The organism is Planctobacterium sp. AWH2_060, assembly GCF_056158425.1.
Map to the genome: position 1 here is coordinate 4,929,470 of NZ_JBSWTG010000001.1, position 14,010 is coordinate 4,943,479.

The 14,010-nt window shown below is 44.4% G+C and carries 14 protein-coding genes and 2 pseudogenes; 10 read left to right on the top strand and 6 right to left on the bottom strand.

All coding sequences use genetic code 11. The features are described 5' to 3' along the window. The first annotated feature begins 15 nt into the window (after positions 1-15). From ACXAD8_RS21280 to ACXAD8_RS21305, 6 genes are all read left to right on the top strand, one after another. Complete coding sequence (locus tag ACXAD8_RS21280; protein WP_475232234.1) at positions 16-984, top strand: GAF domain-containing protein; 969 nt, start codon at positions 16-18, stop codon at positions 982-984. A gap of 82 nt (positions 985-1,066) precedes the next feature. Next, positions 1,067-3,031 (top strand): TonB-dependent receptor plug domain-containing protein, encoded by a 1,965-nt coding sequence (locus ACXAD8_RS21285; RefSeq protein WP_475232236.1) that lies wholly within the window; start codon positions 1,067-1,069, stop codon positions 3,029-3,031. A gap of 88 nt (positions 3,032-3,119) precedes the next feature. Further along, entirely contained in the window at positions 3,120-3,938 is an 819-nt protein-coding gene (mazG, locus tag ACXAD8_RS21290; RefSeq protein ID WP_475232238.1) for a nucleoside triphosphate pyrophosphohydrolase, read from the top strand. Beyond that, complete coding sequence (locus ACXAD8_RS21295) at positions 3,931-4,359, top strand: GFA family protein (protein WP_475232241.1); 429 nt, start codon at positions 3,931-3,933, stop codon at positions 4,357-4,359. Before mazG ends, ACXAD8_RS21295 begins: the two co-directional genes overlap by 8 nt. A gap of 10 nt (positions 4,360-4,369) precedes the next feature. Next, entirely contained in the window at positions 4,370-5,062 is a 693-nt protein-coding gene (locus tag ACXAD8_RS21300; protein WP_475232243.1) for an aspartate/glutamate racemase family protein, read from the top strand. Continuing rightward, positions 5,055-5,552 (top strand): GNAT family N-acetyltransferase, encoded by a 498-nt coding sequence (locus ACXAD8_RS21305; RefSeq protein WP_475232245.1) that lies wholly within the window; start codon positions 5,055-5,057, stop codon positions 5,550-5,552. Before ACXAD8_RS21300 ends, ACXAD8_RS21305 begins: the two co-directional genes overlap by 8 nt. Before the next feature lie 1,002 nt (positions 5,553-6,554). Here the strand turns inward: ACXAD8_RS21305 and ACXAD8_RS21310 are convergent. After that, positions 6,555-7,610 (bottom strand): annotated as a pseudogene (locus ACXAD8_RS21310) (transposase). 132 nt (positions 7,611-7,742) lie between these two features. Between ACXAD8_RS21310 and ACXAD8_RS21315 the strand changes: the two are divergent. After that, positions 7,743-7,967: a DUF6429 family protein gene (locus ACXAD8_RS21315; RefSeq protein ID WP_475232247.1), complete on the top strand. Its 225-nt coding sequence runs from the start codon at positions 7,743-7,745 to the stop codon at positions 7,965-7,967. A 93-nt stretch (positions 7,968-8,060) separates the two neighbouring features. Here the strand turns inward: ACXAD8_RS21315 and ACXAD8_RS21320 are convergent, their stop codons facing one another. The 3 genes and pseudogenes from ACXAD8_RS21320 to ACXAD8_RS21330 form a co-directional block, all read right to left on the bottom strand. Then, positions 8,061-9,155, bottom strand: coding sequence for an ISAs1 family transposase (locus ACXAD8_RS21320; RefSeq protein WP_475231174.1), 1,095 nt, complete (start codon positions 9,153-9,155; stop codon positions 8,061-8,063). A 247-nt stretch (positions 9,156-9,402) separates the two neighbouring features. Then, positions 9,403-10,386: a transposase gene (locus ACXAD8_RS21325; protein ID WP_475232249.1), complete on the bottom strand. Its 984-nt coding sequence runs from the start codon at positions 10,384-10,386 to the stop codon at positions 9,403-9,405. Between the two features lie 170 nt (positions 10,387-10,556). After that, positions 10,557-10,724 (bottom strand): annotated as a pseudogene (locus ACXAD8_RS21330) (transposase); the annotation flags it as partial. 490 nt (positions 10,725-11,214) lie between these two features. Here ACXAD8_RS21330 and ACXAD8_RS21335 point away from each other — a divergent pair. Further along, on the top strand, positions 11,215-11,640 hold the full coding sequence (locus tag ACXAD8_RS21335; RefSeq protein ID WP_475232251.1) for a hypothetical protein: 426 nt from the start codon (positions 11,215-11,217) through the stop codon (positions 11,638-11,640). A 255-nt stretch (positions 11,641-11,895) separates the two neighbouring features. Here the strand turns inward: ACXAD8_RS21335 and ACXAD8_RS21340 are convergent, their stop codons facing one another. Beyond that, positions 11,896-12,063 (bottom strand): hypothetical protein, encoded by a 168-nt coding sequence (locus tag ACXAD8_RS21340; RefSeq protein ID WP_475232253.1) that lies wholly within the window; start codon positions 12,061-12,063, stop codon positions 11,896-11,898. Between the two features lie 304 nt (positions 12,064-12,367). On the opposite strand from ACXAD8_RS21340, the gene ACXAD8_RS21345 reads away from it, so the two are divergent. Both ACXAD8_RS21345 and ACXAD8_RS21350 read left to right on the top strand, forming a co-directional pair. Beyond that, positions 12,368-12,934: a porin family protein gene (locus ACXAD8_RS21345; protein WP_475232255.1), complete on the top strand. Its 567-nt coding sequence runs from the start codon at positions 12,368-12,370 to the stop codon at positions 12,932-12,934. A gap of 60 nt (positions 12,935-12,994) precedes the next feature. After that, the gene (locus tag ACXAD8_RS21350; protein ID WP_475232257.1) at positions 12,995-13,555 is read left to right on the top strand and encodes a hypothetical protein; all 561 of its coding nucleotides are present in this window, start codon (positions 12,995-12,997) and stop codon (positions 13,553-13,555) included. Here the strand turns inward: ACXAD8_RS21350 and ACXAD8_RS21355 are convergent. Beyond that, complete coding sequence (locus ACXAD8_RS21355) at positions 13,539-13,946, bottom strand: hypothetical protein (RefSeq protein ID WP_475232259.1); 408 nt, start codon at positions 13,944-13,946, stop codon at positions 13,539-13,541. The genes ACXAD8_RS21350 and ACXAD8_RS21355 overlap by 17 nt on opposite strands. Positions 13,947-14,010 lie beyond the last annotated feature (64 nt).

Consider the following 14,010-nt stretch of genomic DNA (forward strand, 5'->3'; position numbering starts at 1 on the left):
TTTGGATTGCTCTCTGTGTCTCATCGGCAGTTGTTTATCACAAAGGCATTGTGGTTGATGTTGGTCATCAGCCTGGTTTGGTGTGTCTTTGTGATAGTGATGTTCCCCGCAATTCCCTCGACCGAGATTGATGTACTGGATGTGATTGGGGAAGCCAGTACCGTGGTTATGGCGGGCTTTTTCGCTACCTTTATTGCACGCTCAAATCATCATGAAAGTACCAAAATTCGTCTGGTGGCAGCAATGCTCTGCTTATTTGTTGGCGGTAGTGCCGACTTTATGGATGAGTTTTTTGTGGTGCGTTACTGGCCGGCATTGCTGGAAAATGGCTTTAAAACGGCGGCAGCACTCTTTACATTGTCGGGTTTGTTAAGTTTAGTCAGAGAAGCAAAAAGCTCAGAAAGACGTGCAGAGCATTTTCGAAAAGTGTCCAGTCATCTGAGCCTGTTAACAACGATTGGCCAGACTATTTCACGTAAACGAAATCTCAACGATATCCTCGACGTTGTTTATAGCAACATAGCCAAACTGGCTAATGTCGAGGTGTTCAGAGTGATACTGCTGCGCGATGGTAAGCCGGTTTCACAAATGATTCGGCAACTGCCGGGAAGGGCTGGCATGGATGAACCGGCCATTCAGGTTTTGAATATCCTGGAGCAACAGGTATTGCAGCAGAGCAACTCACTATACCTGTTCGATTTGATACGATGCGCTGAACAATACGTTGAACCGGAACAGCATCAATCGCTGGTGAAACTGTTAGCGCAGACCAGGCAACTAAACAGTAGTAGTATATTCATTGTACCGCTGCACTTGGAAGGTGAAGTGATAGGCGTAATATCCTTGTTTATGTCCCGAATTCAGGGGTTGGATACGGAACAATGTCAATGCATAGAGTCCATTGCATCCTATTCAGCTGTGGCGATAAATAATGCACTGCGCAGTGAAGAGTTAGATAAACGAACTGGTTTGCTCGCGGGTTGATGCCAGTTTCATTAAATAATATTCGCGCTAATCATCATTATCTCCTAGTGTTAACTTAGTGATTCAACTTAAGAAAAATTGCATGAACCCTTTGGCAATATTGAGTTTTTGCGCTCTTTTCACCTTTTTCGTTTCAGCTGAAGAGTCTGTAACCGAATTGGCTGACTTTTCTTTTGAAGATTTGTTAAATGTGAATGTTGAAACAGCGGGGAAGTTTGAGCAGAGCAAAGATCAGTCGCCCGCTATTATTTCGATAATCACTCAATCAGATATCGCACTCTACGGCGGACAAACACTTTTTGAAGTGTTAGATCGCTTACCGGGTGTGCAAATGATGGGCTCTTTCTTTTATCCGCAAAACCTGGCAGTGATTCGAGGCACGCAATTAACCCATTCCAACAATGAAGTGTTATTGCTGCTCAATGGCCGTCCACTCAGGGACAGTTTTACTGGCGGACAAAACTTTGCCATGTATTCTGCGTTTCCGGTTTCCAGCATTCAACAAATTGAAATTATCAGAGGGCCAGGTTCGGTACTGTATGGTAGCAATGCGTTTCTTGGGGTGATCAATGTTATTACTCATAATCATGCCAAAAAGTCTCTGGATTTTAGTGTAGGTGAAGAGGGCAACCGCAATCTGGAAATGAATTATGGTGAGGAAACCCTCGACGGTTATTGGAATCTCAGTGGTAAGGCGCAAACGGATTCTGGTTGGCGTCATAGTGCGCTGGATAATAGCGGCGAATTCGGCGCATTTAATGCGGGTAAAGATAATCTAAGTCTGGTGGTATCAGGGAAGTATCGGGAATTCAGTTTATCGGCGGCCTGGATGCAAACTGAGCAAGACTTTTGGGGGGCGGTTTCCAGTTGGGCAGGGGCACCGGAACAAAGCCAAAGGCGAGTAAAATCCACCAGGTCTACTCTGGATTTGGGATACAAGTTAACCCTAAACGAACAGCAATATATCGATTCTAATGTCAGTTACAGCGGCTCTGATTTTAGTCATTACAATTATGATGCGGCGTCGGATAACTGGTTGCTGGAAACCACCTGGCACCATCAGGATTTGTTTAATGGCCATCTGTTGGCTGGTGCCACACTTTGGCATCAAAAAGTCTCAACTCAAAGCGGTTTTCGCGAAGCCCCCATCCCTGATTTTTCCCGAAACTGGCAAAATGCTTACCTGCAATTTCAAACACAAGACTATCAAACGCTAAATGGTTTTATTGGCATCCAGTACAACAAAGTGCCCGATGTAGATGGCCATTGGGTTTATCGCGGGGGAGTAAACTGGTCTTTCAGCCCACAGCGTGGCTTGAAACTATTATGGGGGGAAGCGTTTCGGGCCGCTTATGCGGTTGAAACCCACTTTGATTTAGTGGTTTGTTGTGATGAGCAGGGCAATAACCGCGGCGGTTTGCGCGGTAATCCATCGCTTGCGCCTGAAGAAATTGAAACACTGGAACTGCAGTATTACGTCAACACTGAGCAGAGCCGCTGGTCTATTTCAGGGTTTCACAGCAAGCTAAGACATCTGATAGGCAGAGAAAGAGCTGCGGACAGAGTGATCGATTTCGTTAATACCGGACGACTGGAATCCCATGGGATTGAATTTGAACTCAAACACTTTTTCAGCTCCGATCTGCAATTAGATATGTCTGCCACCTGGCAACAAAACTCCGCGGATGACGTCGACAATTATACACTGATGCCAGACTGGTTGTTTAAAGTGGGGGCGGTGAAAACCTTTCAGCAAGGGGCCTCTCTCAGTCTGTTCTTAAATGCGCAAGACGATTTCTATACCAACTCTATTCGTTACTCCAATGCACAAATGCTCAATCCTGAAGCTGACAAACGATTTGAGTTAACCTTGCATTACCGTTATCCAGTCGACTGGTTTGACGCAGAGCAGAGCTTTTTAAGCCTTTACGTTACCAATGCATTGAATGAAGCCCTCTATCAACCTGATATCGCCGGTGGCAACATCAATACTCATCCTGCTGGGGCTGATCGTCGGCTGAATATCGGTTTATCTGTAAACTTTTAAAGCAAATATTTACTGGAGTTGCTATAAAAGACCTTTTCTGTAATTGCTAAGATTACAGCTTCCTTAATTAAAGAGAACTTTCACATCGATGCAAAATCATGAATATCCTGGATTAAATCGCATTCTTTGGGTTATGGAGCAACTGCGAGACCCGGTTTCGGGGTGCCCCTGGGACAAAGAGCAAACGTTTGAGACCATAGTGCCTTACACCATAGAAGAAGCTTATGAAGTGGCTGATGCTATAGCTTCCGGAGATTTAGCGGATATCAAAGATGAGCTCGGAGATTTGCTCTTTCAGGTGGTGTTTTACGCCAGGTTGGGACAGGAGCAACAGGCCTTTGATTTTGATGCTATTGCCGCACAGGTGGCCGACAAATTAATTCGGCGGCATCCTCACGTGTTTGGCAACACAAACATTGATAGCGAGGCCGAGTTAAACGCCAATTGGGAAGCCATTAAGCAGCAAGAGCGCTTAGAACAGGGCAAGGATGAGGATACCAGTATATTAGCCAATATTCCCAAAGGCATGGCACCGCTAAAGCGTGCGGTTAAGTTGCAAAAGCGCTGTGCAAAGGTAGGGTTTGACTGGGATGATAAGCAACAGGTGGCTGCCAAGATTCATGAAGAAATCGACGAAGTGTTAGAGGCCAGTGAACAGCAGGATAGCGTCGCTATGCAAGAAGAAATCGGCGACCTGTTGTTTGCCACTCTTAATCTCGCCCGACACTGTAAGGTGGATCCTGAGCAGGCTTTATTACTGGCGAATCGCAAATTTGAAAAGCGATTTCGACAGGTAGAGAACTTAGCTCAAGAACAGCAAGGCTTAGAGTCAATGTCACTGGAAGAAATGGAGGCGTTGTGGCAGCAGGTGAAGCAACAGGAAAAACAGGGGAATTCAGATGACTGAATTAACATTAACCGGCGGCTGCTATTGTGGCGCTGTGCGCTTTGAAGTTAAAGGCAGTCCTAAAGCCAGTTATTTTTGCCATTGTCAGCAATGTCGCAAGCTAACCGGCTCAGCCCACGCCAGTAATATGCAGATTTCCCCGGAAGCGGTTAGCTTTACCAGTGGAATTAACAGCATCACTCAATTTCAATGTCCAACCGGCAGAGCCTTTAGCAATGCGTTTTGCAAGCAATGTGGCTCGGGGGTTCCATTCAAGGGTAAATCAGGTGACTGGATGTTTGTACCTATTGGCAGTCTGGATGATGCACCAGAAGATTTAATTGATTACAACATCTTCTGGGATGACAGAGCCAACTGGTATGAAACCGGCTTATCAGCCCCTTGTTGCAGCGATTTTCCGCCTTCTGAATCGGAAAGTTAGAGGAGTTTTGATGAAAAACATCGGCTTGTTAGGCGGTATGAGTTGGCAGAGCACCGTCGGATATTATCAGCACATTAATGAATTGGTAGCTCTTAAACTGGGCGGTTTGCGCTCCGCGAGAATTGCCATGCGCAGTGTGGACTTCGCCCCAATTGCGGAGATGCAAAAGCAGGATCGCTGGCAGGAAATGGGACAGTTGTTAAGCGAAGAGGCCCGACTTATCGAGGCGGCCGGCGCTGACTGTTTACTTATTTGTACCAATACCATGCATCTTGTGGCTGATCAGGTGGCAGAGGCGATTAATATTCCATTACTACATATTGCCGACGCTACCGCACAACAATTGCAAGAACAGCAACAGCAAAAAGTGGCTTTGCTGGGCACGGTGTTTACCATGCAAAAAGCTTTCTACAAAGACCGAATCAGAGAGCGTTTTGGTATTGAGGTAATCGTCCCCGACAGCGCAGATCAACAGCTGGTTAACGATGTTATTTATAATGAGCTTTGCGTAGGGCAGGTTACTGAAAAATCACGAGAGCAGTTCCTGAATATTATTGATGCCCTTAAACTTCGCGGTGCCGAAGGTGTTATTTTAGGTTGCACCGAAATAGGCTTATTAATTCAACAGCAGCACTCTGGCCTGCCTTTGTTTGACACCACACATATTCATGCCAGCGCCGCAGTGGATTTTGCTCTTGCCTGATACTAAAACTGATAATGAGCTGTCAGTCACTCTGTATGAGGTGGCAGTAAAAGATTGCGAATCCTTAACCCAACTCGCCGTTGCGTCCAAGCTGCATTGGGGTTACAGCCAAGACTTTATGCAGTCTTGTTATGCTGAATTGGCGGTTGCACCAAAAAAGCTAGCGCATCGGGATTCGTATTATAAAAAAGCCCTGTTAGCTGGGCATATCGCTGGCTTTTATTGCCTGCAAAAACTCAGCGCAAACAAGTTTGAACTTGAAGCGTTATTTGTCTCGCCAGAGCACATAGGCAAAGGCATTGGACAACGGCTTTGGCAGGATTTATTGAGCGCAGCAAGTGCACAAGGCGGTGAACAATTACTTATCGCTTCCGACCCTCACGCCGAAGCGTTTTATCTTAAAATGGGAGCGGTGAAAACTGGGGACATACCTTCCGGCAGTATTCCTGGCAGACGTTTGCCATTGCTGGTTGTGGAGCTAACTAAGTAAATTTTTAATCATTCACTGGAATCTGCAACGAAATATCAATTTAAACATGCCCTACTGATTGTCTCTAATTACCGTATGGGGCAATTGTTCATCTGGAAATATGCTAAATTAAAGGTTGTTACCACCAATAGTAAATACTGTTTAACATCAGTTGTTAACAACTTTCTCCCATAGTCAGGAAATCGACCCAACGGGTCGTTTTGGTCGGAAACCCATTCAATTGAAAAGTTTATTGCAGGCCTTTGGTGGTATTGTCTGGATAAATTTGTTATCAATTTACACAAGAATAAAAACGACCCAGTGATCGGCAGAAAAACGACCCGTTGGGTTGATATTGAATTGTTAGGTGTATACATTCGGTTCGTTATGGAAAAATTGATTAGCCTTCCTATTTTATTTGCCGGCTTGTACTCCTTGAGCGCTGTATTTATTAAAAGATACAGAGTGAATTGGAGAGGTACAGAAATCAAGTCAGGGAGACTAAGCAACCTTGGGTTTGGCCTATTTTTTACATATGGAGCAAGCATTTTATTGTTTGTGGAACTTCCGTTAGATTCTTTTATATCCGCATTGTTCGTTATTGTGCCAATGGTGGGATTTTTCTACATGATTACTAAAGGGTATTCGAGAGATGTTAAGAGACATTAGTTCGTGTGGTGCCATATATACACCTAACCGAACTAAAACAGGACATCCAACTTAAGAATGGTGTGCTCCAGTTTTCGTGATTTTGTTGGTTGTTTACTGATTAGTATCCCGTAACTAAAACAGTAACTAAAACAGGACATCCATCTTAAAGTTGGGGTGAACCAGTTTTCGTGATTTTGTTGGTTGTTTACTGATTAGTATCCCGGAACAGTTGTAAATGGTCTTAAAGGCGGTGATTTAATGCAGAGAAAAAGGAATTGGGGTCGCTGGAATTGCAAATGAGCCTGATTCAGACATGAAAGGGCCTTACCTTGCGATAATTCTGTTAAAAAATTGAATTTTCAGTGCTTATTGTCAGCCAAATAATCGAATAGCTGTGTTTTTATCCCTGAGTCGTTTTAACTTGTGCCGATGCCGATAGGCTTCAAGGTAAGATTCACTGCCAGCGGCGTGATGGAAACAGTTTTCGAATTGAGTGGTGAGTTCCTGCCATTGCTGGGGTTTGAGGTTGAGGCGTTCCAATATTGCCGGTGTTGATTCTTCAATGGAGCCACGTTTATTGGGTAAGATAGCTCTGCCCGTGATATCAACCAGCTCCAGGTAATCGGATAAGTGAAAGGGTAAACCATGGGGCATATCCTCTTTGATATTGCCAGCAAAAGGTGTCAGGTATTTGGGTGTTTTACCTGCTTTGGCTGCATTGATGCGATACTGAATACTGGTGTGGTCAGATTCTTCCGGTGTTTCAGCCATTTTGGCTCGGATGGGGTTTAAGTCCACGTAGGCCATGCAGGCTGCAAGCGCGGCTTCATCCAGTAGGGCCTGTGATTTAAAGCGACCTTCCCACAAATTTTTATGGAAAAAATTTGAACAGCTTTAGCTGGCCCGAAGGGTGAGCGCCAGGGATGGCGGCGAATAAAAGCGACCTGTGCACTTATCTTCCTTATTGGCTTCTCTGGCTATGTACTCATTTAAATAGCGCATAAACCAACTGATATCCGTCAGCCGTTGCCGCCATACATCGGCGGTTTCCTCAACCGTGAACAGCTGAGATTCAAGCATCTGCTGTCGTTGTTCTGGATTCAAATACTGGTGACTCAGTAAGGTGCCATTACTGAGCCTGTGCCAGCGGAGAATCACTTCTTCGGTATCCCAACCGTCAGATAAATCTTTATGTATATGCAATACCAGATGAGTGTGGTTGCTCATCACTGCATAGGCACAGACATCGATAGCAAAAATCTGGGAAAGAAAGTGAATGCGGTCTTCAACCCACTGGCGACGATGTTCGTAACTGGTTCCGGTTAACTTGTCTTCGCCACACAAATAGGCTCTGCGCACACAACGGGAAACACAATGGTAATAGGGCGTATCTTCAAGGCAGATTTGTGCCTTCCTGGCTTTTGGCATTTGGACTCCTCCTGAGTCTGCAGAATGAAGCTTCTATTTTGCACAAATCATTGAGCTTGGAAACTGTACTGAAGTACAGTTATGATGGGTGTCCATGTAAAAAACTCATCCAAATCAAATTAGGAAACCGCAATGGAAATTGATGAAAACAAGATTGATGAAGCCGCTTTAGCATTGTTGTATCTTACTTTGCATGATCACGACCGCGCATGGAAAGGACTTGATTGGGGTGTCACTAACCGGCTTCATGAAAAAGGATTAATTTTTGATCCGGTTGGTAAATCTAAATCGGTCGTTTTTACTGAAGAGGGGCTGCAAAAAGCCGAAGAGTTGTTTAATAGACTTTTCAGCAAATAAATCAATATCTTGGCATATTAAAAGCTGTTCAATGTAGACAAAATCACGTTGGTTTGGTTTCGATCCAGGGCGGGATTGTACTTTGCTGACTTTTTAACCAAACAGTAATTCCGTCCTGAATTTGCTACTCCATGCTGCCCTCCGCCGTTTACCTGCTATGCTATCTTTTTTACCCTGATGTTGCTTTATCAGATTCAGACATGCACGATTGAACAACGCAATATGAGCTGCTCCGTTAGGATCGCTTATTTTGAGCTGGTCTTCGCGAAAAGCGACATCAAGCACCCAGTGTAACTGGTTTTCTACTGACCAGTGCTCTCTGATGATACGGGCGAACTGCTCTGCATCAGCTGCTAATGAGCTTGCATACCAGCGGGAATGATAGCTCGTTTGACCACCCTGCTGACGTTCACTGGCAACCTCGATGATACTACGAATATGTGGCCATTTTGTTTTTAGTTCTTCAGGCAGTTCGGCTTTCATTTGCATTACTGTTCGGCTTTCCTGACGTCCATGTCCCTGATTCGACTGGGTAAAGGTATTGAGAGCTTCGTCATTGTATCGTTCAGTGAAACTCTCTTTTACATACTCAAAGAGCTTGCTTTGATTCGCCTTTAACTGAATAACGAAGTCACTTTTAGCTTTGACTATCGTCTCCATGGTGTTTGTCTGGCAATGCAGTGCATCAAGCGTATAAATGGCATCTTCCATGGCCAGCGCCTCAATCACATTTCTGGCGACAGCACGTTCATTGCCTTTGTTGTCGGAACAGTCCTGATACAAAGCAATCCCGGAATTCACATCAAAAGCACTGACGACATGTAACGCTTTGCTCACATCTTCCCGCCAGGCACCTCGCATAGTTTTACCATCAAGAGCAATAACCGATTGCCCTAAAGTCTGCCTACGTTGGTTAATCCAGCCAAACACTGTCTGTAACAGTATTTCTGTGTCCAGTGCCTTAATAATTCCTGCAATACAATGTCGTTTGGGGATACCATTTTCAAAACGGCGATGTTGGCGTAACCAGTCCAGCTGACTTTCGCCAAACTCTTCAATGGCTTTCCAGCCATCTGCTCCGCTAAGTACAGCGGACAACGTCAGGAAAATAACGTCAACAAGGTTGTGCTTGAGATTAATATCTTTGCGAGGATCCGGGATGATTTCCAAGTGTTTTACCAGTGACATATGGGGTTTCCGATAATGAACTAAAACAGGACATCCACCTTAAAGTTGTGGGGATCTAGTTTTCGTGATTTTGTTGGTTGTTTACTGATTAGTATCCCGGAACAGTTGTAAATGGTCTTAAAGGCGGTGATTTAATGCAGAGAAAAAGGAATTGGGTTCGCTGGAATCGCCAATGAGTCTGGTTCAGCCATAAAAGGGCCTTACCTTGCGATAATTCTGCTAAAAATTAGATTTTCGAGGCTTACTCTCAGCCAAATAATCGGATAGCTGTGTTTTTATCTCTGAGTCGTTTTAGTTTGTGTCGATGTCGATAGGCTTCAAGATAAGATTCACTGCCAGCAGCGTGATGAAAACAGACTTCAAATTGGGTGGTGAGCTCCTGCCATTGCTCGGGTTTGAGGTTGAGGCGTTCCAATATCGCAGGTGTTGATTCTTCAATGGAGCCGCGTTTATTGGGTAAAATAGCTCTGCCGGTGATATCAACCAACTCCAGGTAATCGGATAAGTGAAAGGGCAAGCCATGGGGCATATCCTCTTTGATATTGCCGGCAAAAGGTGTCAGGAATTTAGGTGTTTTACCGGCTTTGGCGGCATTGATGCGGTACTGAATACTGGTGTGGTCGGATTCTTCCGGTGTTTCAGCCATTTTAGCTCGGATGGGGTTTAAATCTACATAGGCCATGCAGGCTGCAAGCGCTGCTTCATCCAACAAAGCCTGCGATTTGAATCTGCCCTCCCAGAAACGACCTGTGCACTTATCTTCCTTATTGGCTTCTCTGGCTATGTATTCATTTAGGTAGCGCATAAACCAGCTGATATCCGTCAGTCGCTGCCGCCATATATCTGCGGTTTCTTCAACGGTGAACAGCTGAGATTTATGCATCTGTTTTCGTTGTTCCGGATTCAAATACAGGAGACTCAGTAATGTGCCATTACTTAGCCTGTGCCAGCGGCGAATTACTTCTTCGGTATCCCAACCGTCAGATAAATCTTTGTGAATGTGCAACACCAGGTGAGTGTGGTTGCTCATTACCGCATAGGCACAGACATCAATAGAAAATATCTGGGAAAGAAAGTGAATACGGTCTTCAACCCATTGACGACGGTGCTCGTAACTGGTTCCGGTTAACTTGTCTTCGCCACACAAGAAAGCTCGCCGCACACAGCGAGAAACGCAGTGATAATAGGGTGTATCTTCAAGGCAGATTTGTGCCTTCCTGGCTTTTGGCATGTTAACTCTTCCTGAGTTTGATGAATGAAGCTTCTATTTTGCACAAATCATTGAGTTTGGAAACTGTACTGAAGTACAGTTATGATGGGTGTCCATGTAAAAAACTCACTGAAGTACAGTTATGATGGGTGTCCATGTAAAAAACTCAGTACTGAAGTACAGTTATGGTGGGTGTCCATGTAAAAACTACGGTCTTCAACCCACTGACGACGGTATTCATAACTAACCCCGGTTTGTTTGTCTTCCCCGCATAAATAGGCTCTGCGCACACAGCGAGAAACGCAGTGATAATAGGGTGTATCTTCAAGGCAGATTTGTGCCTTCCTGGCTTTTGGCATGTTAACTCTTCCTGAGTTGGATGAATGAAGCTTCTATTTTGCACAAATCATTGAGCTTGGAAACTGTACTGAAGTACAGTTATGATGGCTGTCCATGTTGTGCTTTAATTACCAACCCGTCGAATTCGGACTGGGCGAAGGATATGAAGAAGTTGAGCTGCAAGACGGCAGAGTGCAGCTCAGAGTTCTTTCTTTTTATGGCCATAGTGCAGAGACTTTACATCAATACTTTTATCGAAGGGTTGAGGAAAGTTGTGGTGGCCCCGAGTACCAAGTATTCGAACTTAACGAAATGATTGATGTATGTGCGGACGCCAAGTGCTTTAAAAGTGCAGTGCAAGGGATCTATAAGTGCACCTAACAAACGCATAAACTCTCGCTGCGCTCGCTAGGGACAAAAACACGTAGGCTCCCTTCGCTTCGCTCGGTATTATAGCCTACGTATTTTTGCCCGTTATGCGGGAAGTTAGAACTCTTGTAGGAAGTAAGGATGTTTCAGAAATTAAAATGCGTTATCGAATTTGATGCTCTCTACGACTGGGATCATCCGGAAATGGAACGGAGGCATCTTCAGTATCAATTCGTGACAGATGAAGAAATAGAAAGCCTGTTGCATTCTGAAGAATTAGATTGTTTTCAGCTTTCGGATAGCTGGTCTAATTTAACAGATAACCATTCAACACTAAACGATAATCCAATTCACGCCAAAGTTATTGCTAAATTGGTTTACGAAATCAGAAACGGATGCGATATCGCTCCGGTTAATATAAATTCCAAAGATACTTACTGCTGCTATTGTGTTACGGATGGTCACCATAGGCTTCGAGCTCTTCAGTTTTTAAAGAAGCGTAGTTTTCAAGCATACATCTCTGGTGATAGAACTGACTTTGACAGACTTCTAAATAAAAATAAATAAAAAGACATCCACTTTAAAATTCATTCAGCTCTCTTTTTTCAAATTTCAAATTTCAAATCTCAAATCTCGCCATTAGTTTTTTCTAAATTTCTGGGAAGAAAAACATCAGAGAACGGTTTCATGACAGGTCGACATCCACAGCAAAACGGCATCCCGTTTTGATAATGTCTCGGACCTGTTTCACCGACTGTTGCCCGTTTCGGTGTGGCCTGAACCCAAAGCTGTTGTCTGAGAAAGTGGGATCGAAAACAGGCGTTAACACTGGGCAATGGCTTGCTGGATCACGCGGTCAACGATGGTCGGGATACCCAATTGGCGTTTACCACCATCGGGTTTATCAATCTCCACGCGTCGAACAGGTGATGGTTGGTATTGGCCTGAGCGCAATCTAAACATGAAATCTAAACATCGAAATCTAAACATGACACCCATTCTAATCTTTTTAAATTCCTCGTTGCTGTAGCGTTCCAAGTCTGGATAAATCAGTCCCCCATTTACTAGATCATGAGCAGAAACGCGCTTATCGAAATGAGTCATCAATTGTTAAGCTGCGCTTCAGAATCGCTGTCCCATACTCACCTTCAAATATTTATCCGTGTTGTGAGATAAATATTAACGCGGAAATAATTGCTTGCAGATTGGTGATATACAGCAATATGCAGATGGTTATAATGCGCGTCCGGTCAAGAGGACCGGTTTTCCACACACACTTATTAAGGAATTTTTTATGAAGAAGTCACTATTAGGCCTTTCCGTTGCGTTACTGTTTTCCGGCTCTGCTTTTGCGAACTCTCCTGGCTGGGATTTGGTTGAATTAAGCTATATTAAAGCAGAGATCGATGACACTGACTTTGAGCCAGATGGTTTTGGTTTGTCAGGCTCTGCACTGCTAACTGAAAATGTCTTTTTGACGGCAGATTACACAGCGTTGAGTGAAGATGTTTTTGGTATTGACCTGGATTTGGACTCCATCAGTGCAGGTGTGGGTTACCGCTATGGTATTTCCCCCACTACTGACCTTTATGGAACACTTACTTACGAGTATGCTGATGTGTCCGGTGCTGGCGAATCAGAGAGCGATAATGGTTATGGTGTGACGGTTGGTGTACGTTCAATGTTAACCGACGCTTTTGAGTTGGGCGGTTCTATTGCTTATATTGACATTGACGAAGATGACACAATCTTTACAGTCGAAGGACGTTATTACTTCACCGATAACTTTGCTGCTGGTGTGAGCTATGGAGTAGCAGAAGACGCCGACCTGTACACGGTCAACCTGCGCTACGCATTCTGATAAACTGATATTTTAAGGTGGCCCACTGGCCACCTTTTTTGTTTCTGGAACTTATTTAATATGCGTTTAATGCTTGTTTCCGATATTTTTGGTGATACACTGGCTCTGCGAAAACTTGCTGAAGCCATCGATACAAACGCGAGCATTATCCACCCTTATCACGATACCACGCCTTCTTTTAATACAGAGCAAGATGCCTATCAATATTTTTGCGATAGGGTAGGGCTGGCGCAGTATACTCAGCACTTGTTTCAAGAACTCAGCAAGATAACTGAGCCAGTATTTCTTTTGGGCTTTAGTGTGGGGGCCTCTGCGATATGGCAGTTGTCCGAGCAGGTTGAGCCTGGCAAAATACGGCTGGCCAAGGGGTATTATGGTAGTCAGATCCGCAACAACCACGCACTAACCCCTCAATTTCCGCTGGAATTGATTTTTCCTGCCAGTGAGTCTCACTTTAGCGTAGCAGAATTAATGACAGCATTGCAGGGCAGACAAAATACCAGCATCCGCCAGACAAAATTTAATCATGGCTTTATGAATAGGTTGTCGGAGAATTTTAGTAGAGAAGGTTATCAGCGGGAGCTTGAAATATTGAAAAACAGTTTTATTCAGCAGCAGTAATCTTTTTATTTACCCATTCAATTGCCTCATCGACACTGTCGAAAAAGTCGTGGGGTTCACCTGCTTTACCATATATTTCACTGAGATGCTTTTGACCCATCAAGGGGGCATCACTGTGTGTTACCACCAGGCCTGTTGCCACTCTTCCTACTTGCTTTTCCTGCTTAACGATTTCAACCAGTCTGTTTGCCGCTTCCGGAACATGTACCGGCTGACCGTAAAAATCACCCACCATGCCCCAGGGGGCGCCATAAAGCGGTTTTGTTAATGCGATAAATTCATCTGCAGCGGCGTTCATTGATTCCAGGTTCCATGGACCGGTGCCCTTGAATACAATGATCTTGCCCACCAGATGGGCTTCAAACGATCCATGTTGCTTAAAATTTGCCATAATCTGGTTTAATTGGGATAAGAGGTTTGATTGTAAGGCCCACGTCGGCTTCTGCAAGTCATTT

What these genes read in the sequence shown, in the direction of transcription:
- ACXAD8_RS21285 (WP_475232236.1), top strand. Translation starts at nt 1,067, where the DNA reads ATGAACCCTTTGGCAATATTGAGTTTTTGCGCTCTTTTCACCTTTTTC.
- mazG (WP_475232238.1), top strand. Translation starts at nt 3,120, where the DNA reads ATGCAAAATCATGAATATCCTGGATTAAATCGCATTCTTTGGGTTATG.
- ACXAD8_RS21295 (WP_475232241.1), top strand. Translation starts at nt 3,931, where the DNA reads ATGACTGAATTAACATTAACCGGCGGCTGCTATTGTGGCGCTGTGCGC.
- ACXAD8_RS21300 (WP_475232243.1), top strand. Translation starts at nt 4,370, where the DNA reads ATGAAAAACATCGGCTTGTTAGGCGGTATGAGTTGGCAGAGCACCGTC.
- ACXAD8_RS21315 (WP_475232247.1), top strand. Translation starts at nt 7,743, where the DNA reads ATGGAAATTGATGAAAACAAGATTGATGAAGCCGCTTTAGCATTGTTG.
- ACXAD8_RS21320 (WP_475231174.1), bottom strand. Translation starts at nt 9,155, where the DNA reads ATGTCACTGGTAAAACACTTGGAAATCATCCCGGATCCTCGCAAAGAT.
- ACXAD8_RS21325 (WP_475232249.1), bottom strand. Translation starts at nt 10,386, where the DNA reads ATGCCAAAAGCCAGGAAGGCACAAATCTGCCTTGAAGATACACCCTAT.
- ACXAD8_RS21335 (WP_475232251.1), top strand. Translation starts at nt 11,215, where the DNA reads ATGTTTCAGAAATTAAAATGCGTTATCGAATTTGATGCTCTCTACGAC.
- ACXAD8_RS21340 (WP_475232253.1), bottom strand. Translation starts at nt 12,063, where the DNA reads ATGTTTAGATTTCGATGTTTAGATTTCATGTTTAGATTGCGCTCAGGC.
- ACXAD8_RS21345 (WP_475232255.1), top strand. Translation starts at nt 12,368, where the DNA reads ATGAAGAAGTCACTATTAGGCCTTTCCGTTGCGTTACTGTTTTCCGGC.
- ACXAD8_RS21350 (WP_475232257.1), top strand. Translation starts at nt 12,995, where the DNA reads ATGCGTTTAATGCTTGTTTCCGATATTTTTGGTGATACACTGGCTCTG.
- ACXAD8_RS21355 (WP_475232259.1), bottom strand. Translation starts at nt 13,946, where the DNA reads ATGGCAAATTTTAAGCAACATGGATCGTTTGAAGCCCATCTGGTGGGC.